Raw genomic sequence first — 24404 nt, forward strand, 5'->3', positions numbered from 1 at the left:
TTTTAAGGTTAGTTTTAATGTTCTATCAGTTATTAGGAAAAAAATGAAATTACAACAAATCGACAAAGCTCGTTATCGTAAGCATTTTAATGTGGTTATCGTCGCTTTTATTGCAAGCTTTATGGTTTTAGCCGTACTTTTAGGGCAATTGTTTATTAGCTTATTTAGCTCACCGGAAGCAGATAACTTTTGGTTTAATTTTTCAGGTGTAGGTGTCGCTTTTATTATTGTACTTTCATTAGTAAACCACTTTAAAAATCATATCTTTATGAGTGAGGTGTTATACGTATGGGAGTTAAAGAAACAAATTAATTATATTCACCGCAAACTGGCAAAAGTAAAAAAAATAGCCTTTGATCAGCAAGATGTAAATGCGCTAATAATTTTGAGTTTTTACTATCAAGCATGTAGTCAACTTTATCATTTAGATGATAACACCATCACTGTTTCATCATTAAATATTGAAAAGCAAAAGCTCGAGGAGCTTATCAATAAATATAATCTTACAATTAATGTTGATCTTTATGAGCAAGCTTTAATTCAAGCTATTTAGATTAACTAATTGAAACTGTAGGTATTATTAATTTTTTCACTAAAAAAGTTAATAATACCTTTCATTACTTTGCCCACTTTCAATGGCGTTCGCCCAAAAATTCACTAAACTTATTTAGTAATCAAAAAATGATTTTCAGCATCCATAATAATAACAATCGTTCATAGCGGCCTTATTTTAGCCTTATTGAAATAAGCTCGTTTGCTCTTAAGAAACGCTAAAGGAATTCTTGTGCTAGAGCCTGACGTAAAATTTACCCTAGAAGATTGGCATATTTATCCAGATAAATCTTCTATTGAACGCGATGACCTTGTTACCCACCTTGAGCCTAAGATCATGGAGGTATTAGTATATCTGATCACTAATGCCAATCGCGTAGTCAGTAGAGAGGAATTAACCGAAAAAGTCTGGCAAACACGCTTTGCTTCAGATGAAGTGATCACTCGAGCCATTTCTGTTTTAAGAAAAAAACTTTGTGATACCGGGCGAGTTCATAAATTTATTAAAACCATCCCCAAGCACGGTTATATCCTTGAGTATGACAATATTGAAGTAATAACTAACGAGCCTTTAACTGAAGCAAACGCTGTTAATAATGACAATGTAGGTGTGGTTAATAAGCTAAACAAGTTCATTAATCCAATTGCCGCTATTGTTATCGCTTTGCTAGCAATACTCGCTTTATTAGTGGTTCTCGGTTTTCAGTTTGTTGATGATAGGCCTGTTGTAGCAAAATCTATCAATTTAAAAATTGATAGGTTTGAGGCGTTCGATAACTTACCTTCAAGTGCAATGGTGGCAAGAGTTTTAGCTGAGCAATTGATAACCACATTGAGTAATTCTGACGCAACTAATATTAACCTTAACGAAACTAATACAGAGCAAAACGATGAAAATAGTGCTGATTTTGTTTTAGGCGGCGGAGTTAAAGAGATTGAAAACGAATATAAAGTAAATTTACATTTTATCAATACATCTAATGGTAATGTACTTTGGAGTCAATCGTTTGCTGGGCCAAAAGGTGAATGGCATCAATTAGTTGACAATATTTGTAGTACCATAGATTACTTTATGACAGTTGCATATAAAGATAACCTAAATCTGAGCAACCTTTCATTAAAAAGCTTACAAGCGGCTTTATTAGTACATCAGGCGAAAGAGCTAAGATATATAGGATCAAAAAATAACATCAACCTTGCCATAAATATGCTCGAGAATGCATCGGTTATTTACCCCAAAGAGTTTAATGTAGTAGCGGAGCTTGTGTTAAGTTATTTATTAGTTGATGGTATTCACCCGCGTGGTTTAAATCATGAAAATAAAGCCATTATTAATAATCTGCTGGATAAATTGAAATTATTAAAGCAAGAGAATCTTGTGTATTTAAGCGTAGATACAATTATTAATTGGCAAAATAATGTTATTAGCCTTGAGCAAGCAATAGCAGAAATAGAAGATTTAGATGTTATTAATAGCACTAACCCTGAAGTTTTAACTTTACTTGCTGATTTGTATTTTTTTAAAGGCGAAATGGGCTCTGCCAATAAATTATATAACTTAGCACTTAATTTAAAACCTAATTATCAGCGAGCAACACTACAACTAGCTAAGCTACACAGTGCGCAAAATAGAAACAAGCAAGCAATTAATCTGATCCAGTCATACATTAATAATTACTCCCAAGATATTGAACTGTATCAACTTCTTATTGAGTTACAAATGGGAATAGGTGCATTTACTAAAACAATTAATATCGTTAATACTATTACTGATGAAGAAATTAAAAGTCAGCTGCAAGATCAGGTTGCTGATAGCTATTATTTTTTAAACTTGCCACAAAAATCAATTGAGTTACATCAAGCCAAAGAAATCACTGCAAACCTTAGTTTAACCTATAAAAAACAATGTGAGCTTTTAATGTTACAAGGCTTATATGAACAAGCTAATACGGCATGTAAACAAGCGCAGCGTGATATTGATAGCCAGTTTATCTATGCGCGTAATTTGCTTTTGCAAGGGGATTACATGCAAGCAAAAGATTATTATAAAAACTTACTTGAAAACATTAATCCAAACTTTAATTTAATTAATAATAAATATTATATAAATGAAAAGGTAGATTATATTTGGCTGCTAGCGCTTACTGGTGAAGACAAAAAAGCAATGGCTTTGGCAGGGTCATTACCTGAGTATTTCGCCGATAATAATCGCTTAGGTTATTTAGGCTATGGTATTAGTGATGTGATCGTATCTTTAGCGTTAGGAGATAAAGAGTTAGCTTCTGAGCAGCTTTCCCTTGCCTTAAATGATGGCTGGTTACATTGGTATAATGATGTCTATACTGGTCCGCATCCAGCTATTAAACAGCTCGAAAACAACCCTTTATTTGAGCAATGGGTTAATCACATTGACCATTCTCTAAATTTGCAACGTGCCGCTCTTAACGTTAAATAAGTTGGTGATCCTATCTCTATCCTTTGCTCCTCATAAAAAGCAGGTACTTAGTTAATGCTATAGCTAATATTATCAATAGCAGGCAATGAATTGTTGCTCTGATCTATTTATATGGTTGTCCCTTACAGCAGGCTTTGGTTAAACTATACAGGCTTAGATTCAATTAAGTTAGCTCAAATTGTATTTTAGCCTTTAATCAAAGCTAAGGTGAATTATCAATCCTATTAAGTTTCTGCTTATTGACTCCATTTATAAAAATCAAAAAGGCTACCTAGTGGCAATGATATATTTAACAATGATATTGGATAAGAGTGGGGTTATTATATAAATCGCACTTTAAAGCCTAAAAGGCATCATTAGGAGTCTATACAATCATTAAATGCCTTCACATAATTAATGATAATGGTATTACTTCGCATAAATAAAAAAATCACCATCTCAATGATGGTGATTTTTATTTAATTTAGTTTTTAATGATTAGAAGTTAACAAAGATTTTTTCATTGTTTAATGCAACATCTTCAATACTTACACCACCTAAACTATCATTTAATTTATCAGATGTTTTGTATGCACCGTTATTTGCTGCAAAATCTGCAATATTCTCTCCGTTACAAACAACTTTTAATGCCACTGTTTTAGTTTTTAAGCGGTAGCTATCAACCGTTTTGTTAAAACGAATTGTGTTATTAGATTTAGCTGCAACACAAACATCGATTAAAGCATTTTCCATATAACTTGACATTGCTGCCTCTGCTGATGCTGTATTAATTGAACCTAACATTAAAGCTGTAGTTGCTGTAGTTACTAGTAATTTATAAGTATTCATAATTTATCTTCCTATATATGTGTCTAATTAATTTGTTTGTTTAAATTTTTTTATTTGTTATTGCTGCTGGAACACATTAATTAAAGCTTTATTTGTTCTTTAAAACCTGATGAAAACATGATGAATAGCTATTTAATATCTATATGAATTGTTAAGAATCAATCATTTATGTGCTAAGTTGTGTGGAGTGTGTGGAAATGTGTAGATTTTTCTTAAAAAAATAGAAAGAATTTATCTTTAAAGGCAAATATCACTAAATAAATATTTTTAACCTTGTATTTAAATTCATTATTTCTGCATAAGTACTTGCATTGCTTTTAGCTATAACCAGTGAATTTATTTTTCTTTATACATTTAGAGTTAATTTAATGTTGGGAGTACGAGATTGTTATAAGCAGCTAAAAACTTATGAAAACAAAATTCTTTTGTAACTTATTGGTATTAATCCATTATTTACTTTTGTTTTTTTTTATTTGCGCTAATCTTTAAGTAAATACACATGCAAGATAACAATGACTACTAATTTTTGGGGATAATGATATGCAATCACTGCAAGTAAAAGATTATATGAATGCCCATCCTGTTACGTTTAAAGCGGATATGGCAATTGAAGAAGCATCTTCTTTACTTATTAATTCTGGACAATTAGGTGGTCCAGTAACTGATGAACAAGGAGTGTTAGTTGGCTTTCTATCTGAGTCAGATATCTTAGCAAAAATGCTAGAGACAGGTTATTACAGTGAGCACGTAAGTTCTGTGGACCAATTAATGAGAACTGATGTACTTACCATGAAACCATATACTAGTATTGTCGAGCTCGCTCAAACCATGTTGCAGGCAAAACCTAAGGTATATCCAGTTGTTGGTGATGACGGTTCATTACTTGGCACTATTAGTCGTAATAATGTACTCAAGGCTATTGATTGCTCGATCAAGCAGAGTTTTCATGTAACTACTAAAACCGGATAAAATATTTTAGTAAAATTTATCAATCTAAATAAAAGACAGCATCAGTTGTCTTTTTGTTTTCTAAGCACTAAAAATTAATTGTTCTCTATATTTAATGTTATAAGCAGAGCTGTTAAAATCGATTTTCATTTATAAACGTCTTTTGAGCACATTTTGTCTAGCAATTCTAACGATATCCAATCTTTATATGATCCTCTATTTCAACAACTTAGAAAAGTTAGGCGCTGCGATCATTTTTTATTAAAAAAACGCTTACACAACAGTAAAAAAATCAATCATAGTGATAAACAATTAGCCGCTGTTGCCAGTATTGCAAAAGCGATTGAGTTATCCATAGCAAAAAAACAGCAACTCATTAATGCCATTCCAAGTATTAGCTATCCCGAGCAGTTACCCGTTAGTCAAAGTGCTGAGCACATAAAAGCAACCATTAAAGCTAATCAAGTAGTTATCATTGCTGGTGAAACTGGCTCAGGTAAAACAACACAAATCCCAAAACTTTGTTTAGAATTAGGGCGGGGCGTTGAAGGCTTTATTGGTCATACTCAACCTAGACGAATTGCAGCACGGACAGTAGCGACAAGGATCGCAGAGGAATTAAATAGCAAATTAGGTGAGTTAGTTGGTTACAAGGTACGCTTTACCGATCAAGTAAGTGACAATACTTACATCAAGTTAATGACCGATGGTATTTTATTAGCCGAAATGCAAAAAGACCGTCTGTTGCGTCAATACGATACAATTATTATTGATGAAGCTCATGAGCGCAGCCTGAATATTGATTTTATTTTAGGTTATTTAAAGCAAGTATTAGCTAAACGTCCTGACTTAAAAGTTATCATTACCTCAGCAACGATCGATCCAGAGAAGTTCTCTAAACACTTTAACAATGCGCCAATTATCGAAGTCTCTGGTCGAACTTATCCTGTTGAGATCCAATACCAGCCTTTATCTGACATTGATGGTGACTATGTTAACGGTATTATTTCGGCCATTGAGCAACTAGATAACTTACCACTTGGCGATATATTAGTATTTTTAAATGGTGAACGCGAAATTCGCGATGTAGCGCAGGCGTTAGACAAAGAAAACTTTCGTGATACGCAAGTGTTACCATTATTTTCAAGATTAACGGTTGCTGAGCAAAACAAGATTTTTGCCCCGCATCGTGGGCGTAATATTGTGCTTGCAACTAACGTTGCTGAAACATCGCTTACTGTGCCTGGAATACGCTATGTAATTGACCCAGGTACAGCCCGTATCTCAAGGTACAGCTATCGTACTAAGGTACAAAGATTACCTATAGAGCCTATATCCCAAGCAAGTGCTAATCAGCGTTCAGGTCGTTGTGGCCGTGTTGCTGCTGGTGTGTGTATTCGTTTATATAGTGAGGAAGATTTTTTATCTAGACCAGAATTTACTGATCCAGAGATCATGCGTACCAATTTAGCGACAGTAATTTTGCAAATGTTGTCTCTTGGCTTAGGGGAGATCAATAAATTCCCATTTGTACAAGCACCTGACAATCGTAATATTACCGACGGTATGCGCTTATTAGAAGAAATAGCCGCAATAAAATCGGCAAAAACGGACTTACCTAAGCTTACTCAGACGGGACGTAATATAGCTCGTTTTCCTATTGATCCGCGTTTAGCCAAAATGCTTATTAGTGCCGAGCAAAATGGTTGCGCTCAGCAAGTGGCTATCATTGTTGCTGCATTGAGTATTCAAGATCCGCGTGAGCGACCAATGGAAAAACAACAAGCTGCGGATCAAAGCCATAATCGCTTTAAAAATAAAGATTCTGACTACATTAGCCTATTAAACTTATGGCTTTATATAAAACAAAAACAAAAAGAACTAAGCAGTAATCAGTTTAGGCAAATGTGTAAGAAAGAATACCTCTCGTATTTAAGAATTCGTGAGTGGCAAGATATATTCAATCAACTTAAGCAGACGTTTATTGAAAATAAATGGAGCTGGCCAGATTTTGATATGTCATTTACTGTTGCAGTAAACACTGATGATAAGCCTAGTTCAGATAAACCTAAAGACGACGGAAAATACGATCACTTACATCAATCTATTTTATCGGGACTGTTAAGTCATATAGGTAATTTAGATGAAAACCGAGAATATAAAGGGGCTAGGGGAAGTAAGTTTTACATCTTCCCTGGCTCTGGTTTAGCCAAGAAGTCTCCTAAATGGTTAATGGCCACAGAGTTAGTGGAAACAAGCCGCTTATTTGCGCGTATGTGCGCCAAAATTGATGTTAATTGGATTGAAGAGCTTAGCGAGCATTTGCTGAAGCGTAATTATTCCGAGCCCCATTGGGAGAAAAAGCGTGGTGCGGTTGCTGCCTTTGAACAAGTTAGCCTTTACGGTTTAGTCATCGTTGCTAAAAGGGCGGTTAACTTTTCAAAAATAGACCCTGTTGCTTGTCGAGAAATATTTATTCGCGAGGCACTGGTTCACGGCGATAGTAATATTAACGAAAAGTTTTTACAGCAAAATAATAACTTAGTTGCGCAGATAGAAGATTTAGAAGATAAAGCCAGACGTAAAGACTTTCTGGTTGAAGAGGATGACTTAGTACAATTTTATTTAGATAAACTTCCAGGAACGGTGGTTTGTCAGGCAAGCTTTTTAAGCTGGTGGAAGAAAGCGAAGAAGCAAAGCCCTGAGCTTTTAAACTTCTCAAAAGAGCAGTTACTTAAACAAGATCAAAAGCTTAGCGCCAAAGATTACCCGGTTACATGGCAGCAAGATAAATTGACACTACCATTAACTTACAACTTTGCCCCAGGTGATGTTGATGATGGTATTAGCGTTAATATTCCTGTGGGTATCCTAAATCAAATTAATGAGCAAGGTTTTGATTGGTTAATTCCGGCATTAAGGTTAGAGCTAATAACAGCGTTAATAAGAAGTTTACCTAAACAGCTTCGTAAAAACTTTGTCCCTGCGCCTAATTATGCTCAGGCTTGTTTTGATACGATTGATGCAAGTACTGGCAGTATTACTGATGCCATGGCAAAACAACTTTTACGTATGACAGGGGTTCGTTTACCTCAAGATTGCTTTGATTGGTCAAGTTTACCTGAACATTTAAAAATGAATTTTAAAGTGATTAACCATAAAGGTAAGTTACTTAAACAGGGCCGAGTTCTAAGTTTATTAAAGGACGAGCTACAAGGTAAAGTTAAGGAGTCGATTAAGCAGGTTGCTGATAAAGGTATTGAGCGAGAGCATATTAAAGAATGGGATTTTAAAGCCATTCCAAAATCTTATGAAAAGAAAGCGGCTAATATAACAATTCAAGCGTTTCCTGCGTTGGTCGATCATAAAAAAGATGTTGCCATTGAACTATTCGAGCATCAAAGCCAAGCTGAGCAAGCAATGCTTAGGGGGGTAACTCGAATGGTACTGCTTAATATTCCATCACCAATAAAGTATCTTGAAACCAAGTTACCGAATAAAGCCAAGTTAGGCTTATATTTTAATCCATTTGGTAAAATCAGTGATTTACTTGATGATTGTATTGAAGGTTGTGCTCAGCAATTAATTAAAGACAGTGGTGAGCTACCTTACGATAAAGCTGGATTTGATAAAGCTCGTGATTTAATTCGAGCTGAAATTGCTGATAAGGTGTTAGCGAGTGCATTAAAGCTAGAGCAAATATTATCACTGCGCCACGACATAGCCAAAAAAATGAAAGGCAGTATTGGCCTTAATGTCATTCAAGCCCATGGCGATATTAAACAGCAATTAGACGCTTTGGTGTTTAAAGGTTTTGTTAGCGCAAGTGGTGTAGATAAACTTGATCATATCCTCAGGTATTTAAAAGCGGTGTTGCGCCGTATGGAAAAACTGCCGATAGATCCTAATCAAGACAGATTAAAATTAATTGATGTCGAAAAAGCCACTGATCTATATAAAGCGTTGCTTAATCAACAGCCTAAGAATCAACCTATAAGCGGGGAAGTGCTTGATATTCGCTGGATGTTGGAAGAGTTTAGGGTGTCTTTATTTGCGCAAAATATAGGCACATCAGCGCCTATTTCGTTAAAACGCATTAAAAATGCTATCGCCGCAATAGAGTCGTAGTCTAGTTGTTATTTATCTGATTTAATTGACATAACTCAGCTTAGTCCCTATAAATATATATGCTTATTAGTGATAAAAAGTTATGTTATACCAATTCCATTAATTAAGAGCTCTACTTTTTCATGAGGAAAAAGGGATAAATACAAGGCATAAAATTTAGTAAGTAGTTATTCTACTTATAAATTTTATAACGCAGTAGTTATTCATTTTAACCATTAAAAATGAGCGGTTAATTAATTGACTTGGTATTAAATGCTAATAGCCATAGATTAATATTCATTTAGAGGTACCTATGCAAGACTTTAAGCAAGGGTTTGATGAAGGAAGAGCGTGCTTTCGCACCATGGTCAATCAAGAGTTAACCATTACGCTGATTGACGATGAAAATAATTTAGAAGTCTCGGCTAATTGCCGTGATATAAGTGAAACAGGGGTTGCTTTAGAAATTAGTCACCCGGTAGACGTTGGTACACTGATTAAAATACACCTTGATTGTGACGATCAAATATCTGTGCCGCTAATGCATTGTCGCGGTAAGGTACAGCGCTGTGAAGTTGAAAGCGATGAGTTATATTTACTTGCCGTTGAAATCCTTGATTGCAAATAGTACTAATGGCAATTTAGCACAGATTATAAATAAAAAAGGCAAACCTAAGTAATTAGTCGTTTGCCTTTATTGTTTCTGCTTGCGTCTTTAAGTTTACTACTCTAATCCATTTGGCAGATCAGACCTTTTAGGTAATATCCTTCCGGGTAATTTAGTGAAATAGGGTGGTCTGCCGCTTGTTGTAAACGCTCAACTATTCGGCCTTCACGTCTTGCGTCTAACGCCGCATCGGCAACCACTTTTTGAAATAATCCTGCTTCCATTAAACCTGAGCAAGAAAACGTAAATAACATGCCGTTTTTATTAAGTAACTGCATGGCAAGCATATTAATATCTTTGTAACCACGGCAAGCTCCGTTTAATTGCGCTTTAGATTCGGCAAATTTTGGTGGATCAAGAATGATCATATCAAAGGTTTTACCTTCTTCACGGTATTGTCTTAATAACTTAAATACATCTTGCTTAACAAAGTTAACGTTACAGTCTTCTAGTCCATTAAGAGCTAGATTTTCTTTAGCTAAATCAAGGGCCGTTTGTGATACATCGACATTGGTTACTTCGCGGGCACCGGCTTTAGCGCAATGCAATGAAAATGTTCCGGTATAAGAGAAACAGTTTAAAATGGTTTTGTCTTTTGCATAACGTCCTGCTGCTAAACGAGAATCTCGTTGATCTAAATAAAAACCTGTTTTATGGCCTTTATCAACATCAACTTTAATTTTAACGCCATGCTCAGTGATTGTTACTTCGGTAGACTCTTTTTCATTAGCTATCCAGCCTTTACTTAAGCCTAAACCTTCTTTTTTACGTACATCAACATCAGAGCGTTCATATATAGAATATTGAGGATAAAGCTCTTGTAAAGCACGGAAAATAGCATGGCGATGAAAATCTGCCCCAGCACTTAATAGCTGGCAACTGATAATATCGTCATAAATATCTATGGTTACACCAGGTAAATTATCCGACTCACCAGCAATTAAGCGGTAGCCTGTTAAGCCACCATCGGCTATTGGTTTCATTCTAAGTGCTTGTGCGGCAACAATTCGATTTTTAAAAAACTCGTCATCGACTGCCTCTTTTTCATTAAAAGTCCAAACTCTTGCCCTTATTTGTGAATTAGGTGAGTAAGAACCTTTTGCAATCCAATTTCCTTTACTATCATATATATCTATAGTTTCTCCGCTTAATGGATTACCAATTACTTTGTTTACCGCTTTGGAAAAAATCCAAGGGTGACGACGTAGCAGAGATTTTTCTCGACTTGGGTTTAGCACTATTCTAGCGGACATACTATTATTTCTATTGAGAATGAAAAAGTGCACTGATTGTACGCGTTGCGGACAGTAGATTCAATCAGGCGACAATAACAAAGGATTAGATATGAAAGTTTGCTATATCGCAAAGGTAACCGGTACAGTGCAAGGTGTTTATTTTAGAGCTTCTGCACAAAATCAGGCCATAGATCTCAGCCTAAGTGGCTATGCACACAATCAAGATGATGGTAGTGTAGAGGTTATGGTTTGTGGTGATAACGATAACGTTCAACAAATGCTGAAATGGTTAGAGCAAGGGCCGGAAGAAGCTGACGTTGAAGCCGTGGAAATAACACCTACAAATCCTAAAGACATCAATCATTTTTCTATTGGTTAATAAAATACCAATAGAAATCATACTTATCTCAATTGGTAGAAGTAAACAATTTTTAGGAACCCACGTGCAGTTTATTGATATTAATGATTCACAGCAGTTATTTGTGAATGAAACTATTATGCCTGAAGTTAAAGTTGGGCAGTGCTTAATTAAAATCCATGCTATTGGTGTAAATCGTGCCGATTTATTGCAAAGAGCAGGAAAATACCCACCACCGCCAGGCGAATCGCCTATTCTAGGTCTTGAAGTTTGTGGCGAGCTTGTTGAAATAGGTGAAGGTGTTAGTAATTGGAGCGTTGGCGATAAGGTTTTAGGTTTAGTTGCTGGTGGCGGTTACGCCGAGTATGCAACGATTAATAGCGAACATTTAATTAAGTTACCCGATCACTTAAATTACCAACAAGGCGCTGCAATAGCTGAGGTTTTTCTTACAGCATTTCAAAGCTTATTCACCATAGCCAATTTACAACCTAATGAAAACGTACTCATCCATGCCGGGGCAAGTGGTGTGGGCAGTGCGGCGATTCAACTAGCAAAAGCAATTGGTTGTAATGTTACGGTGACGGTAAGTAATGATGCAAAAGCACAAGCCTGTAGTGAGTTTGGCGCAGATAATATCATTATTTATACCGAGCAAGACTTTGTTACCTGGAAGAAAGAGAATTTCAAACAAGGCTTTGATGTTATCTTAGATGTAGTTGGTGGCGATTATTTAAATAAAAACATCGACGTTGCAGGTTTAGATTGCCGCATTATCATGCTCGCTATGTTAGGCGGAAGGTTTAGTGAGCCTGTTGATTTTGCTAAGCTTTTAGGCAAGAGAATCAACTTACATGCCTCAACATTAAGAAATCGATCTGATGATTACAAAGCCAAGCTAGTTAACGACTTTGTAAGCAAGTTTTTATCTGACTTCGATACAGGTAAATTAAAACCTGTAATTGAACAAGTTATTCCTTGGCTAGAAGCCGATAAAGCACATAGTTTAATGGCTGCCAATAAAAATATTGGTAAGTATATTTTAACTATCGCTTAAGTTAGTACTGTAATCTTTTTAATCTTATTGAAAGTCAAAGGTTTTAAAGCCTTTGACTTTATATTGAGATGTTTTCAGATAAGTAAGGAGAGGGGATTATTCGGCCACTTTTTTAAAGCGTTGCATGGTTTTACCATCGCGCTCAATTATTTCAGTAAACATACTTAGAGGTCTTACCCAGATCCCTCTATCACCATATAAAGGCTGATATACCACCATATCCTGCTCTGTTTCACTATCCTTAGCTAGATGTAATACTTGATAAAAGTTTCCTTTAAAATGCTGGTATCGGCCTAGTTCAATTGTCATATTTATCCTGCTATTTTCAATTTATCTATAGCGAGCTATTGATAAATAGCTCAGTGTCCATATATATAAATTATCTTAAAATATGAGTATACCAAGCCATGAGTAGTAAAAAAGTAGAGATAACTGAAAAAGATAAAATAAATTTTTCTTATAATGTTATTGCTACACTGATTGCCGTCTTAGGCGAAGAGGTATCTGCACAAACAATTTTTGAATACTTATCAAACTTTGATAAGTTTCAGGCATTAGCTATTTCATCAAGCAGTGCAAACTTACAAATTATCGCAGAGCATGGGAAAAGTTATTTCGAAGAAATGATTGTAATACCTACGCCAAACACATAAAACTATCAATTATAGCGGAAATCAAATGAACCCAATTATCCAAACTTTAAAAGAATTAAATATTAGCGACGAAAAAATTAGTGAGTTGTTTCAAGCATTAACCGAAAATCCTATGATGGCTATGGCTGTTATTCAAGGCTTAGGAATTGCTCCTGAAAAGTTACAAGAGCTTATGATGACAATTATGACTAACCCTGACTTGATCAAAGAAGCTGTGGATGAGCTTGGCTTAGATTTTTCTAAAGTAGAAGAGGCTAAGAGTAAGTTAGGTAAGTAATTCGTTTATTTTGTTAAAGTCTAAATTTAACTAGGTTTAGACTTTAACTTTAAAGCCGTGCCTAAGGCTTTAATCCTCCGCACTGCCAGCACAATTCAAATTCAGCATCTATTTTTTCATTACAAGTCTTACAATACCAAGGCTCTGCGTTGGTAATGGCAGATTGTTGTAATTTCAGTTCAGCAATAAGATTTGACGCTTGCTGAGCTTTATTTTCTTCAACCCATAATTGTGGCCAACATTCAAAGCTTGGGACTTCACCAGCTAAAGATGTTAGTGATTCATTTTTTAAGACCGTAACAACACCTGAACTTTCTAAATAATTTTTTAGATGATGTACATTGATAATTGATTCATGACAGTATATTTTTATCATAATTTGAGCTTCACTAATTTTTATATATTATTAACTATATACTTTAGTATCTAAAAGGAAATCATATGTTCGACTTTTCAATGCCTTTGTGGACTATTATAGCCATCTATTCCTTAGTATCTGCGGGCTTATTAATTAGCAAAAAAGTAGCTGCGAGCAATAAAGTTGGCTATTCGGTTTTAGGCAATGTTGTTATAACTGTGGGAGCAGGCCATAATTTATTAGGTTTTAACCCTGTTATCGGTTTGATATTTATTGCGGTTGGTTTTTATTTAAATTACGCAGAAAAGAATAATTTAGAAAAGTCTTAGGCTATTTTATTTATAGCAAATAAAAAGGGTTACTTAGTTAAAGTAACCCTTTGTTTTTATATTGAATAATTTTACTTGATTGGATATACGTATTTTAACCATGCCATCATACGTAACAAGATCCTTCGTACTAAAGATACATGTAAAATATCATGCTCAGCGTTGATAACCACCGCTTGGCCCTGCACGCCAAGTGGTAGATTATGTTCATTTAAGTCTTCATCTAATTCGATTACCCCGATAACGAATCCATGTCTCATTATGTTATTTGCTGACATCAATGAACCAACCGCTTGTACTTGTCCTTCAGACATTGCCGGCATAACACTCACTAACTTTCCGGTAAAAACTTGTCCTGGTAAAGCATCAAAAATTACTTCAGCACTTGAACCAACCTCTAACCTTTTAACCGAATTTTGAAAGAATAAACCAGCAATTCTTCTCTTCTCTGTCGGTATAAAAGTCATCACTGGTGCAAGAGGTAGGGCTGTTGCACGTGTTCCCGGCCTGATGGCAATATGTGACGCCATGCCATCAACAGGTGCTTTGATAAAAGTTCGATCATAATCTAATTGAGCTTTTTCTTTAGCGGCAAGTAGTTGCGCAACTTTTGTATTTTCACCCTGAATTTTTGATTCGGTTATTAATTTAATGCGTCGTTGTTCTGACTTTGCTGCATCTAATGTTGCCTCTGCAGATAAGTAGAAGTTGTATTTGTTTTCTATTTCTTGTTGAGAAAATGGTGAATTTTCGCCTGCACTATCATTTGCTTCTTTAACGCGGTCATAACTTGCTTTACTGCGGTTGCGCTCAGACTCAGCCTTTTTTACTTTTGCATTAGCAGCAAGTAAAGATTCATCTTTTTGCAGTACATTATTTTGCTCATCAGCTAAAGCAGCTTCTGCTTGCTTTAAAGCGATACGTTGTTGGCTATTTTCTAAAGTAAATAAAATAGTACCTTGTTTGACCTTAACATTAGGCTCAACATCTACTGTTGCTACAGTTCCGCTTACTTGTGGCACAATCGGTATAGTAATGAAATAGTCTTTAGCATATTTAGCGTAAGGGTGGTTGTAATTCATTAGCAACATAATGGCGGATAATATTGCAACACCACCAAGTACGGCAGTTGGTACTGTCCACTTGTTCAGCGGTAAATTGAATACTTTAAAAACACAGATACAAATAGCGGTATAGGTGAGTATGATCAGTAAGTCCATCTTAGCTCTCCTTATTTAATTGTTGCTTAATTGTATTTAACTCAGCTTTTAAAGAGTCAACTTCATTGGTTAGTTTATCTATTTCACCCTTTGACGAATTATTCAGCTTGCCGTTTTCGTCATATTTTAAATTTGCCCATATCCAAAGAAATGGCCAAATAGCTCCTACGGTAAATAAACTTATCCAGCCACCAACATGTATGGCTTGTTTTTGCGGGTGATTGTTCTTTACTGCCATTTCATAGGGAATTTCATGGACAACAATAATTCCGTAAAATACAACAAGGAGAACAAAAAAAACTAAAAATAGTGCGAAATATTCAAGCATACGACAACCTTTAACTAAATAATGAATGAACTAACATCATATTTAGTTATAGTATGTTCTTGTTAAATATACTAATTTTATTTTTTATAAAACCCTATGTGAACTTACATAGTTCACATATAAAAATGACAACAATTTGTTTAACAATTACAATGGCAGATAAAAAAAGGCGCTAATAATGGTTATTAGCGCCTTAGTATTATTTATATTAACAGCTCTTTATCAGAATAAACGATTTAAACCATTTAGTGCTGCCACTCGGAAAGCTTCAGCCATAGTAGGGTAGTTAAATGTTGTTTCCACGAAATAATCAATGGTGTTACCGCCATTTTTCTGTTGCATAATTGCTTGACCGATATGGATAATTTCAGCGGCATTTTCACCAAAACAATGAATACCTAAGATTTCTTTGGTTTCACGATGGAATAATATTTTAAGAGAGCCAACTAAACTATTCGCAATTTGAGCGCGCGCTAAATGTTTAAATTGTGCACGGCCAACTTCATAAGGTATTTTAGCCTCAGTAAGTTCTAATTCGGTTTTACCTACAGAGCTGATCTCTGGAATGGTATAAATTCCGGTTGGGATATCAGCAATTAGTTTACCTACGCTGCCATTATTAATAATGGCACTTGCAGCAATTCGGCCTTGATCGTAGGCAGCACTTGCAAGACTTGGGTAACCAATAACGTCACCAACCGCGTAAATATTTTCAACTTCAGTTTGATAAGCGCCGTTTACTTTAATTTGGCCACGGCCATCTGCAGATAACCCCGCTGCAGCTAAATTAAGCTCTGCCGTATTACCAGTACGTCCGTTAGCAAACAGTAAACAATCGGCTTTCACTTTTTTACCTGAGTCTAAATGCACTATTACTGCATTATCGGTAGTTTCAACACGCTCTATTTGCTCACCGTGACGGATAACTACGCCGTTATTCCATAAGTGATAACTTAAAGAGTCTGACATTTCATCATCAAGGAAAGACAATAAACGGTCGCGGGTGTTAATCAAATCGACCTTAACATCAAGGCCTCTAAAGATAGAAGCGTACTCACTACCAATAACACCAGCGCCATAAATAATTATTTGTCTAGGATCGTGCTTTAATGAAAGAATGCTGTCAGAGTCGTAAACACGAGGGTGACTAAAATCAACATTGTCAGGATGGTAAGGGCGTGAGCCTGTAGCAATAATAATGCTATTAGCACTAATTACTTCAATTGAACCATCATCTAAAGTGATTTTTACATGGTGCGCATCAACAAACTCAGCTTGGCCATGAAAGTTAGTTACTCTGTTACGGTTATAAAAACCTGAACGTAAACGTACTTGTTTATCGATTACAGATGAAGCGTGGCCAAGGATATCTGGGAAAGTTAAATGCTTTGGCTTTTCAATATTTGCAAATAAAGGATTTGAGTTATATTGAATCAATTGACTTACTGATTGGCGCAAAGCTTTAGAAGGAATAGTGCCCCAGTGAGTACAACCACCGCCAACTTTTTTATAGCGCTCGATAACAGCTACTGATTGATCAAGCTTAGACAGCTTCATCGCTGCACCTTCGCCGCCAGGGCCTGTACCAATTATAATTGCATCAAAATCATAGGAAGCGTTTTGTGTGTCAGATTTTTGTTGTTTGTTAGCCAATGTAAATGCCTTTAACCATGGGGGTAATAAAAAGTAAATTGATTATATCGTAACTAACGTACTTTTATAAATAAAAACAATAAAGAATTAGTCGTAGATCTTATATTTTAATTCTACAAACAAAAAAATGCCTTGTGGTCTTTTTATTCGAACTTCACTTTAAAGGAATAATCGGTTGCGGGAGCCAGATTTGAACTGACGACCTTCGGGTTATGAGCCCTTAGTACAATATATTTATTAAACGCTAGAAACGAAAAAAGACCTTGCGGTCTTTTTTTTCGTGCTTCACTTTAATAAGAATTGGTTGCGGGAGCCAGATTTGAACTGACGACCTTCGGGTTATGAGCCCGACGAGCTACCAGGCTGCTCCATCCCGCGTCCGAATGAACTACTTAAAGTAGAAAGCCTATAACAATTTAAATTCCGTTATAAAAGAATAACTTATTTATACTTAAGTTAGAAGTTGGTTGCGGGAGCCTCTATTTTGAAAAGAGGGAACTGACGACCAAGGTCGAACACTCCGAACCTGTTATTTATATTTAAATTCTTATAACTAAGAATTGGTTGCGGGAGCCAGATTTGAACTGACGACCTTCGGGTTATGAGCCCGACGAGCTACCAGGCTGCTCCATCCCGCGTCCGAATGGTTTAAGATAATCTTAAACAAGCCTCATTGGTTTTTATTCTCAATGAAAGAATTTATCACAGGTTAATTCTTTTTCAAGGTGTCTGACACCTTGATATTGTTCCGATTAAGGAAGAATTGGTTGCGGGAGCCAGATTTGAACTGACGACCTTCGGGTTATGAGCCCGACGAGCTACCAGGCTGCTCCATCCCGCGCCTGTAATATGTTTGAATTCAGCTAATTCTTTTTCAAGGTGTCTGACACCTTGATATTGTTCCGATTAAGGAAGAATTGGTTGCGGGAGCCAGATTTGAACTGACGACCTTCGGGTTATGAGCCCGACGAGCTACCAGGCTGCTCCATCCCGCGCCTGAATTCGATGCGTACTATAAGGATTGCCTTGCTAGAATGCAAGCTTATTTTATTAAAAATGCAATAAACATTTGGTATGTGTTCAATATGTAAACAGTCGTTTTTTTTGTGTACTTATTTTGTGTGATTTTTAGCGCTATAACTAATAAAGTTAAGATTATTTATCAGTTATTTAACGCCATACTAAGACAAACGCTCGGGCATTGTTTATAATCTGCCACAATATGACCCGTAACTAACGAGTGTTCGGGATTTTAGTGGAACTAAATATGAATCAATTTATCGCGTTAACCTCTTTTGGTATTGAATCTTTGCTTGCTGACGAGTTACGTCTGCTTGGCGCTGAAGATATTATGCAAAAACCAGAAGGGATTTATTTTTCTGCAGAGTTAGCTACTGCTTATGAAATTTGTTTAAAAACAAGACTAGCTAGTAGGGTACTTATCCGTGTGGGTGACGGTAAGTCATCTAAAGATAAAGAAGAACTATATAGTGCAGCGAAAGCAATAGATTGGACAGAACATTTTAATTCAGATGATTTCTTTGCTATCGACTTTGTTGGTAAAAACGAAAACATACGTGATTCACAATTTGGTGGCTTAACAGTTAAAGACGCTGTTGTTGATTGTTTCAGAGACGCCGGACTTGATAGGCCTTCAGTTGAGAAGTATCAGCCAGATATTCGTATTCAAGCACGATTGGTTCGTAACCAAATTCATTTCTTTGTTGATTTCTCTGGTCGTAGTTTATTCCAGCGAGGTTACCGTGAAGGTACAGGTGCTGCGCCTATTAAAGAAAACTTAGCAGCAGCATTAATCACTCGTTCGGGTTGGTTAGCTGATACAAGTAAGCCTCTTATCGATCCTATGTGTGGCTCGGGTACTTTATTACTAGAAGCTGTCGGTATGGCTGCAGGTGTTTGCGCTAATGTTGAAAGAGAGTCGTGGGGTTTTACACGCTGGAAGTTTCATGATGCCGTGTTATGGAATGAAATCTTTGAGAAAGCGAAAGCCGAATCAGAGCAAGCTCTTGCACAATGTAAAGTAAAAGTGTTTGGTTATGATATGGATGGCCGTGTATTACGTAACGCTAAAGATAATGCGCGTAATGCTGGTATTAGCCATTTAATGGAATTTAAGCAAGGCCGTGCTGAAGAGTTAAAAAATCAATTTAGTGAGCCAGGGCATATTATCTTTAACCCTCCTTATGGTGAACGAATTGGTTCTTTACCTGAATTAGTCGCTACCTTTACTGAGCTTGGTAAAGTGTTTAAGAAAGAGTTTGTTAATTGGCAAGTAAGCTTAATCACTTCAAATATAGAATTATTAGCTCTGCTTAAGCTTTCGAGTCATAAACGCTATAAGTTTAAAAATGGCCCATTAGATTGTCAGTTTGCTTTATATGATGTTAATGAGAAACAAATTGAGCGTACGCCAGTAGAAGCTGATTTTACTGGTCAAAACTCTGATTTTGCTAACAGGTTAAAGAAAAATCTAAAAGGTATGAAATCATGGTTGAAGCAAAATAACGTTAGTTGTTACCGTGTTTATGATGCTGATATTCCAGAGTTTAACGTTGCGATTGATAAATATAATGATCATATTGTTATCCATGAATATGCCGCGCCAAAAGATGTTGACGAGTTAAAAGCTGCTCAACGTTTACAAGAGGTGATCTTTTGGGCGCCACGTGTAATGGATATTGCTCCAGATAAAGTAGCGCTAAAAGTACGAGCTAAACAAAAAGGTAAAACTCAGTATCAACAACTGAGTAAAACCAATAAAGCCTTAACTGTGCATGAGTACGATGCTTTATTTAAAGTTAATCTTTGGGATTACCTTGATACCGGTTTGTTTTTAGATCACCGTAAAACCCGTAAGATTGTTGCTAAAAAGTCGCAAGGTAAATCTTTATTGAACCTATTTGCTTACACCGGCTCTGTATCTGTACAAGCTGCACTAGCTGGCGCAGAGAAAGTAACAACGGTTGATATGTCGAATACTTACTTAGAGTGGGCAAAAGATAATTTTGAGCTTAACAAGTTACGTGGCCATAAATACGAGTTTATTCAAGCTGACTGCTTAAAGTGGCTTAGCGACAATAAAACTACCTATGATGTTGTGTTTATAGATCCTCCTACGTTTTCAAACTCAAAGCGCATGGATGAAAGTTTTGATGTGCAACGTGATCACTTAGCGCTAATTAAATCAGGTATGAAATCTGTAAGTGTTGGTGGAGAATTAGTGTTCACTAATAACAAGCGTAATTTTAAAATGGACTTTGACGGTTTAAATTTAGTTGGGTTAAAAGCTGAATGTTTAACTGAAGTGACTCGTGATTTTGATTTTAAACGTAACAAGCACATTCATAACAGCTGGGTTATAACACGTTTATAATTGCTTAGAGCTTAATTAAACAAGTTTAAATAATGATAGAACAACAAATTTCATATAATCTTTATGGCACCGAAGGGTGCCATTTATGCGAATTAGCATTAGAGCTGTGTAAACAGGCTGAAATCGGCACACAATGTAGCTATATAGATATCATTGACTCACCAACACTGGTAGAGTTATACCGCATCAGCATTCCCGTTTTAGAACGCTTAGATAATAATCAAACATTATTTTGGCCGTTCGACTTACAACAACTACAAGAGTTTATTTGTGGAACTAATTAGAATTACTAACGCAGAGCTTGCGTTTGGCGAAGATAAAATACTCGCTAATACAGAATTTAGAATAAAAACTGGCGAGCGTGTATGTCTTGTTGGTCGTAATGGCGCAGGTAAGTCGTCATTAATGAAAATTATTAATGGTATGCAAACCTTAGACGATGGTCAGATGGTGTTTTCAAATAACATCCGAGTAGCAATGCTAGCTCAAGATCCGCCTAAATCAGAAGATACTAGTATATTTGATTATGTTGCACTTGGATTAGAGAAAACGGGTGAATTAATTCGTCAGTACCATCAAGCGCTAAATCTTGTGGTAGAAGATCCTTCTGAGCAAAACTTAGAAAAGATGTCACGTATTCAAGAGCAACTTGATCAAAACAATGCTTGGGATGACGAGCAACGTATTGAACAAGTCTTAAGTAAATTACATTTAACTGCCGATCAAAGTATTTCTGAGTTATCCGGTGGTTGGTTAAGAAAGGTAGCCTTAGCTCAAGCTTTGGTTACAAACCCAGATGTACTGCTGCTTGATGAGCCTACGAACCACTTAGATATCGACAGCGTGTTGTGGCTCGAGAATTTCCTTAAAAATTATAAAGGTACAATTGTATTTATCAGTCATGATAGGGCGTTTATACGCTCGGTATCAACTCGTATTGTTGATTTAGACCGAGGTAAGTTAACGAGTTATCCTGGTGATTATGACGTTTACTTACAACAAAAAGAGCACGATTTACAAGTTGAAGCACAACAGAATGAGTTGTTTGATAAAAAGCTTGCTGAAGAAGAAGTGTGGATCCGACAAGGTGTTAAAGCGCGTCGTACTCGCAACGAAGGCCGTGTTAGAGCGCTAGAAAAACTTAGAAATGAACGTAAAGCACGCCGTGATGTTAAAAAACAAGACAACATGGTGCTTACTCAAGGCGATCGCTCAGGTAAGTTAGTATTTGAATGTGAAAATTTAAATATGACTTTTAATGATAAAAGTATCATTAACAACCTTGATTTGCTTATTACTCGTGGTGATAGAGTCGCCTTAATTGGTGGCAATGGTGTTGGTAAATCAACGTTATTAAAGTTAATCACTGGCCAATACCAACAAACTTCAGGAAAAATGCGCCAAGGTGTTAATTTAGAAATTGCTTATTTTGATCAACATCGAGCTCAACTTGACGTTAATATGACAGTTCAAGATGCCGTGTCTGAAGGCAAACAAGAAGTTATGGTCAACGGCAAGCAGCGTCATGTACTTGGTTACTTACAAGATTTCTTATTTAGTCCTAAACGCGCACGCACACCAGTTCGTGCACTATCTGGTGGAGAGCGCAATCGTTTATTACTTGCCAAGCTATTTTTAAAACCGAGTAATTTACTTATTCTCGATGAGCCAACAAATGATTTGGACATTGAAACATTAGAGTTACTCGAAATGGTGGTTGCAAATTACCCTGGCACTGTTTTATTAGTGAGTCATGACCGTGATTTTGTAAATAATTGTGTTAATAGCTGTCTTTATTTCGATGGAAGTGGTGAAATAGGACAAATTGTTGGCGGTTATAGTGACGTACAAGATTATTTGTTATATAAAGCTGAACTAAATAAGAAGTTTGACGTCAAACCGAAAGTTAAAGAAAAAACAGTAGTAGCTACGAAAGTAAAGAACAAGCTTTCTTATAAAGAGCAAATGGAACTAGATTCATTGCCTGAAAAAGTAGCTGAACTAGAAACTCTGATTACTGAAACACAAGATAAAATAAATTCAGCTGATTTTTTTGAACAACCAGAAGATGAAACCAAAGCTGTGTTGGTTAAATTAGAAAAATTAGAAGCTGAACTCGAAGTTGCCTTTGATAGATGGCAAGAATTAGAAGAATTTCAAGAGAAAAGTAGTTAATGAAAACCTTGATTAAATCCGTTTTAACACTAAGCATTTCCACCGCTTTATTCGCTCAATCAGCATCAGCTGCAACTTATGACATCATCGATTTAGGTGTTGTTGATAGTGTTAAACATACCTATGGTATAGATGCTAATACACTTGGACAAACTGTTGTTTCAGCACAAACATCATATAATTTTCCGGTACAATTTGATCTTTTAGATGAAGATGATTTTGATGATATTGTTCGCTATGCAGATAATTATCATGAGCAAGTATTTGAACTTAACGATATTGAAGACGAAGATGCTTTAAGGGCAGGTAATCCAACAGCTAATGACTTATCTTGGACTATTAGTTGGTTAAGAGGTAAATCTGATACTCGTTATCAAAAAATCTCTGACACTTTTGTTTTCGTCAATGATGCTGGCGTATCTTCAACGCAGTTATCTATTTTCGATACGGTTATTCCCGGTACGAGTGAGTTAAGTCGTACAACGGTTGAAGTTCCTAAAGGCATTACCGAAGATGGGTGGGTATTTGGTAGCTCGTCATCTCCTTACTTACCGCTTGAACCTTATGATGAACGCAAGAATGATGATGATGTAGTTCATTGGATCACACATGGTACCGATGGCGACCCATACACTGGATTCACCAGTCGAGGATTTATTAAATTATCTCCTGAGTCGGAAACAATTGAAGCTACTCCGCTGATGGCTGAGTGGGGTGGTTTGTCTGCTGTAAATGATATCAATATTAATAAGGTAGCCGTAGGCACTAGTAGTGTGGCGTTAAACCCTGAAGTTGAAGAATCGATGCTAGATGACAACGACAATGGTTGTAATGATCCCGATTATGTTGGTGAAGGTCGTTATTATCCTAGAGAAGTATGTATTTTCCGCTATAAATCGCGCCTATACTTTTCAAATGCTGTTAAGTGGACTATCAGTGCTGATGGCACCAGTGTTGAAGTTGAAGATTTAGGTACAGGTATTACTAACCCTAACGAAGAAGATGAGCGAGCTTTCACCAGTAGTGCTACTAGTATCAATGATAATGGAATAATTGTTGGTTACTCTCATTTTTGGTGGGATTACGATGAAACACCAAATAGAAATGAAAGAGTAGGTAGCTTTGCTGCAGTTTTTAAAGATGGTGAAGTAATCGATTTTACCGATCGTGATACATATTTTGAATCACGAGCTTATGATATTGCTAACACTGGCATGTTTACCGGTTACATGTATAGATATGTCAATGGTAAACCAAGAACTAAGTTCTTTTATGCAGATGCTAATGCCGAAACTATTGAACCTATTTTCCCTGAAGATTTCTTCAAAGGCTCATCAAGTATTGGTTATGCTATAAATAATAGCGGCTTTATTGTTGGTGAAGGTGAAATAGAAACATTCGTTGATAGCTCTGCAACTAAACGTCGTCGCCATGGCTTTTTATATGATATTAAACTTGATAAATTCTATGACGTAAATTCATTTTTATCATGTGAGCAGCAAGCCCAATTTGATATAGTTGAAGCTCGAGGCATAAACGATGATGGAGTTATACTTGCAACAGCCTTTGCTAAACAAGAACGTTTAGATTCAAAAGGCGAGCCTCTAGTTCTTGAGGGAACTAGTTCAAATGAAGAAGATGTTTTAAGAGCCGTTTACTTAACACCGGATACGCCGCTAGTTAGTGGTGAAGAGATTGTTGTTAATGATTGTGCTGAACTAGAAGAGAAAACAGAACGTCAAGGCGCGAGCTTTGGTTACCTATCATTATTTGCTTTAATGTTATTAGGCTTTAGACGTAAGCGCTAATA

At 36.1% G+C, this 24404-nt stretch carries 21 protein-coding genes and 4 tRNA genes; 14 read left to right on the forward strand and 11 right to left on the reverse strand.

Annotated elements, in window-relative coordinates:
- Nucleotides 1-43: 43 nt before the first annotated feature.
- Nucleotides 44-553, forward strand: a complete 510-nt coding sequence (locus FNN08_RS04430) for a DUF3087 family protein (protein WP_143583539.1) — start codon at nt 44-46, stop codon at nt 551-553.
- A 231-nt stretch (nt 554-784) separates the two neighbouring features.
- Complete coding sequence (locus FNN08_RS04435) at nt 785-3007, forward strand: winged helix-turn-helix domain-containing protein (protein ID WP_143583540.1); 2223 nt, start codon at nt 785-787, stop codon at nt 3005-3007.
- A 477-nt stretch (nt 3008-3484) separates the two neighbouring features.
- Here FNN08_RS04435 and FNN08_RS04440 read toward each other — a convergent pair whose 3' ends face one another.
- Nucleotides 3485-3835: a DUF3718 domain-containing protein gene (locus FNN08_RS04440; protein WP_143583541.1), complete on the reverse strand. Its 351-nt coding sequence runs from the start codon at nt 3833-3835 to the stop codon at nt 3485-3487.
- 540 nt (nt 3836-4375) lie between these two features.
- Between FNN08_RS04440 and FNN08_RS04445 the strand changes: the two genes are divergently transcribed.
- The 3 genes from FNN08_RS04445 to FNN08_RS04455 all read left to right on the forward strand — a co-directional run bounded on the left by FNN08_RS04445 (nt 4376) and on the right by FNN08_RS04455 (nt 9518).
- Entirely contained in the window at nt 4376-4804 is a 429-nt protein-coding gene (locus tag FNN08_RS04445) for a CBS domain-containing protein (protein WP_143583542.1), read from the forward strand.
- Nucleotides 4805-4957: 153 nt separating this feature from the next.
- Nucleotides 4958-8911 (forward strand): ATP-dependent RNA helicase HrpA, encoded by a 3954-nt coding sequence (gene hrpA / locus FNN08_RS04450; protein ID WP_260679266.1) that lies wholly within the window; start codon nt 4958-4960, stop codon nt 8909-8911.
- Between the two features lie 292 nt (nt 8912-9203).
- A complete protein-coding gene (locus FNN08_RS04455; RefSeq protein ID WP_143583543.1) occupies nt 9204-9518 on the forward strand; it encodes a PilZ domain-containing protein in 315 nt (104 codons plus the stop codon).
- Between the two features lie 101 nt (nt 9519-9619).
- On the opposite strand, the gene FNN08_RS04460 is transcribed toward FNN08_RS04455, so the two are convergent.
- The gene (locus FNN08_RS04460) at nt 9620-10810 is read right to left on the reverse strand and encodes a class I SAM-dependent rRNA methyltransferase (RefSeq protein WP_143583544.1); all 1191 of its coding nucleotides are present in this window, start codon (nt 10808-10810) and stop codon (nt 9620-9622) included.
- A gap of 91 nt (nt 10811-10901) precedes the next feature.
- Here FNN08_RS04460 and FNN08_RS04465 point away from each other — a divergent pair, with 91 nt between their 5' ends.
- Both FNN08_RS04465 and FNN08_RS04470 read left to right on the forward strand, forming a co-directional pair.
- Entirely contained in the window at nt 10902-11171 is a 270-nt protein-coding gene (locus FNN08_RS04465; RefSeq protein ID WP_143583545.1) for an acylphosphatase, read from the forward strand.
- Between the two features lie 64 nt (nt 11172-11235).
- A complete protein-coding gene (locus FNN08_RS04470) occupies nt 11236-12207 on the forward strand; it encodes an NAD(P)H-quinone oxidoreductase (RefSeq protein WP_185962563.1) in 972 nt (323 codons plus the stop codon).
- Between the two features lie 96 nt (nt 12208-12303).
- Here FNN08_RS04470 and FNN08_RS04475 read toward each other — a convergent pair whose 3' ends face one another.
- On the reverse strand, nt 12304-12516 hold the full coding sequence (locus tag FNN08_RS04475) for a DUF1653 domain-containing protein (protein WP_143583547.1): 213 nt from the start codon (nt 12514-12516) through the stop codon (nt 12304-12306).
- Nucleotides 12517-12614: 98 nt separating this feature from the next.
- On the opposite strand from FNN08_RS04475, the gene FNN08_RS04480 reads away from it, so the two are divergent.
- Both FNN08_RS04480 and FNN08_RS04485 read left to right on the forward strand, forming a co-directional pair.
- Nucleotides 12615-12860: a hypothetical protein gene (locus tag FNN08_RS04480; RefSeq protein WP_143583548.1), complete on the forward strand. Its 246-nt coding sequence runs from the start codon at nt 12615-12617 to the stop codon at nt 12858-12860.
- Between the two features lie 25 nt (nt 12861-12885).
- Nucleotides 12886-13137, forward strand: a complete 252-nt coding sequence (locus tag FNN08_RS04485) for a DUF2999 family protein (protein ID WP_143583549.1) — start codon at nt 12886-12888, stop codon at nt 13135-13137.
- 61 nt (nt 13138-13198) lie between these two features.
- On the opposite strand, the gene FNN08_RS04490 is transcribed toward FNN08_RS04485, so the two are convergent.
- A complete protein-coding gene (locus FNN08_RS04490; RefSeq protein ID WP_143583550.1) occupies nt 13199-13513 on the reverse strand; it encodes a DUF2007 domain-containing protein in 315 nt (104 codons plus the stop codon).
- A 65-nt stretch (nt 13514-13578) separates the two neighbouring features.
- Here FNN08_RS04490 and FNN08_RS04495 point away from each other — a divergent pair, with 65 nt between their 5' ends.
- Nucleotides 13579-13824, forward strand: a complete 246-nt coding sequence (locus FNN08_RS04495) for a hypothetical protein (protein WP_143583551.1) — start codon at nt 13579-13581, stop codon at nt 13822-13824.
- A 71-nt stretch (nt 13825-13895) separates the two neighbouring features.
- On the opposite strand, the gene FNN08_RS04500 is transcribed toward FNN08_RS04495, so the two are convergent.
- The 7 genes from FNN08_RS04500 to FNN08_RS04530 all read right to left on the reverse strand — a co-directional run bounded on the left by FNN08_RS04500 (nt 13896) and on the right by FNN08_RS04530 (nt 18020).
- Nucleotides 13896-15044: an HlyD family secretion protein gene (locus FNN08_RS04500; protein WP_143583552.1), complete on the reverse strand. Its 1149-nt coding sequence runs from the start codon at nt 15042-15044 to the stop codon at nt 13896-13898.
- Nucleotide 15045: 1 nt separating this feature from the next.
- Nucleotides 15046-15372, reverse strand: coding sequence for a DUF3302 domain-containing protein (locus FNN08_RS04505; protein WP_143583553.1), 327 nt, complete (start codon nt 15370-15372; stop codon nt 15046-15048).
- Between the two features lie 222 nt (nt 15373-15594).
- On the reverse strand, nt 15595-17025 hold the full coding sequence (gene sthA / locus FNN08_RS04510) for a Si-specific NAD(P)(+) transhydrogenase (RefSeq protein ID WP_143583554.1): 1431 nt from the start codon (nt 17023-17025) through the stop codon (nt 15595-15597).
- 301 nt (nt 17026-17326) lie between these two features.
- Nucleotides 17327-17403, reverse strand: a tRNA-Met gene (locus tag FNN08_RS04515).
- 183 nt (nt 17404-17586) lie between these two features.
- Nucleotides 17587-17663, reverse strand: a tRNA-Met gene (locus tag FNN08_RS04520).
- A 126-nt stretch (nt 17664-17789) separates the two neighbouring features.
- Nucleotides 17790-17866 (reverse strand) — tRNA-Met (locus FNN08_RS04525).
- A gap of 77 nt (nt 17867-17943) precedes the next feature.
- Nucleotides 17944-18020: transfer RNA gene (locus FNN08_RS04530), tRNA-Met, on the reverse strand.
- Between the two features lie 272 nt (nt 18021-18292).
- On the opposite strand from FNN08_RS04530, the gene rlmKL reads away from it, so the two are divergent.
- Genes rlmKL through FNN08_RS04550 form a run of 4 tightly spaced genes read left to right on the forward strand, consistent with a single transcriptional unit; the run spans nt 18293 to nt 24402 of the window.
- The gene (rlmKL, locus tag FNN08_RS04535; RefSeq protein WP_221931765.1) at nt 18293-20419 is read left to right on the forward strand and encodes a bifunctional 23S rRNA (guanine(2069)-N(7))-methyltransferase RlmK/23S rRNA (guanine(2445)-N(2))-methyltransferase RlmL; all 2127 of its coding nucleotides are present in this window, start codon (nt 18293-18295) and stop codon (nt 20417-20419) included.
- A 32-nt stretch (nt 20420-20451) separates the two neighbouring features.
- The gene (locus FNN08_RS04540; RefSeq protein ID WP_143583556.1) at nt 20452-20703 is read left to right on the forward strand and encodes a glutaredoxin family protein; all 252 of its coding nucleotides are present in this window, start codon (nt 20452-20454) and stop codon (nt 20701-20703) included.
- Nucleotides 20690-22594: an ABC transporter ATP-binding protein gene (locus FNN08_RS04545; RefSeq protein WP_143583557.1), complete on the forward strand. Its 1905-nt coding sequence runs from the start codon at nt 20690-20692 to the stop codon at nt 22592-22594. Before FNN08_RS04540 ends, FNN08_RS04545 begins: the two co-directional genes overlap by 14 nt.
- Entirely contained in the window at nt 22594-24402 is a 1809-nt protein-coding gene (locus FNN08_RS04550) for a DUF3466 family protein (RefSeq protein WP_143583558.1), read from the forward strand. Before FNN08_RS04545 ends, FNN08_RS04550 begins: the two co-directional genes overlap by 1 nt.
- The last annotated feature ends 2 nt before the right edge of the window (nt 24403-24404 follow it).

Origin of the sequence: Thalassomonas sp. M1454 (assembly GCF_007097525.1) — a bacterium.
In the GTDB taxonomy this organism is placed as follows: Bacteria; Pseudomonadota; Gammaproteobacteria; order Enterobacterales; family Alteromonadaceae; genus Thalassotalea_A.

Coding starts and splice junctions, on each gene's coding strand:
- FNN08_RS04500 (WP_143583552.1), bottom strand. CDS start 15,044: ATGGACTTACTGATCATACTCACCTATACCGCTATTTGTATCTGTGTT.
- FNN08_RS04540 (WP_143583556.1), top strand. CDS start 20,452: ATGATAGAACAACAAATTTCATATAATCTTTATGGCACCGAAGGGTGC.
- FNN08_RS04455 (WP_143583543.1), top strand. CDS start 9,204: ATGCAAGACTTTAAGCAAGGGTTTGATGAAGGAAGAGCGTGCTTTCGC.
- FNN08_RS04550 (WP_143583558.1), top strand. CDS start 22,594: ATGAAAACCTTGATTAAATCCGTTTTAACACTAAGCATTTCCACCGCT.
- FNN08_RS04490 (WP_143583550.1), bottom strand. CDS start 13,513: ATGATAAAAATATACTGTCATGAATCAATTATCAATGTACATCATCTA.
- FNN08_RS04440 (WP_143583541.1), bottom strand. CDS start 3,835: ATGAATACTTATAAATTACTAGTAACTACAGCAACTACAGCTTTAATG.
- FNN08_RS04495 (WP_143583551.1), top strand. CDS start 13,579: ATGTTCGACTTTTCAATGCCTTTGTGGACTATTATAGCCATCTATTCC.
- rlmKL (WP_221931765.1), top strand. CDS start 18,293: ATGAATCAATTTATCGCGTTAACCTCTTTTGGTATTGAATCTTTGCTT.
- FNN08_RS04445 (WP_143583542.1), top strand. CDS start 4,376: ATGCAATCACTGCAAGTAAAAGATTATATGAATGCCCATCCTGTTACG.
- FNN08_RS04430 (WP_143583539.1), top strand. CDS start 44: ATGAAATTACAACAAATCGACAAAGCTCGTTATCGTAAGCATTTTAAT.
- FNN08_RS04485 (WP_143583549.1), top strand. CDS start 12,886: ATGAACCCAATTATCCAAACTTTAAAAGAATTAAATATTAGCGACGAA.
- FNN08_RS04475 (WP_143583547.1), bottom strand. CDS start 12,516: ATGACAATTGAACTAGGCCGATACCAGCATTTTAAAGGAAACTTTTAT.
- FNN08_RS04465 (WP_143583545.1), top strand. CDS start 10,902: ATGAAAGTTTGCTATATCGCAAAGGTAACCGGTACAGTGCAAGGTGTT.
- FNN08_RS04460 (WP_143583544.1), bottom strand. CDS start 10,810: ATGTCCGCTAGAATAGTGCTAAACCCAAGTCGAGAAAAATCTCTGCTA.
- FNN08_RS04480 (WP_143583548.1), top strand. CDS start 12,615: ATGAGTAGTAAAAAAGTAGAGATAACTGAAAAAGATAAAATAAATTTT.
- FNN08_RS04505 (WP_143583553.1), bottom strand. CDS start 15,372: ATGCTTGAATATTTCGCACTATTTTTAGTTTTTTTTGTTCTCCTTGTT.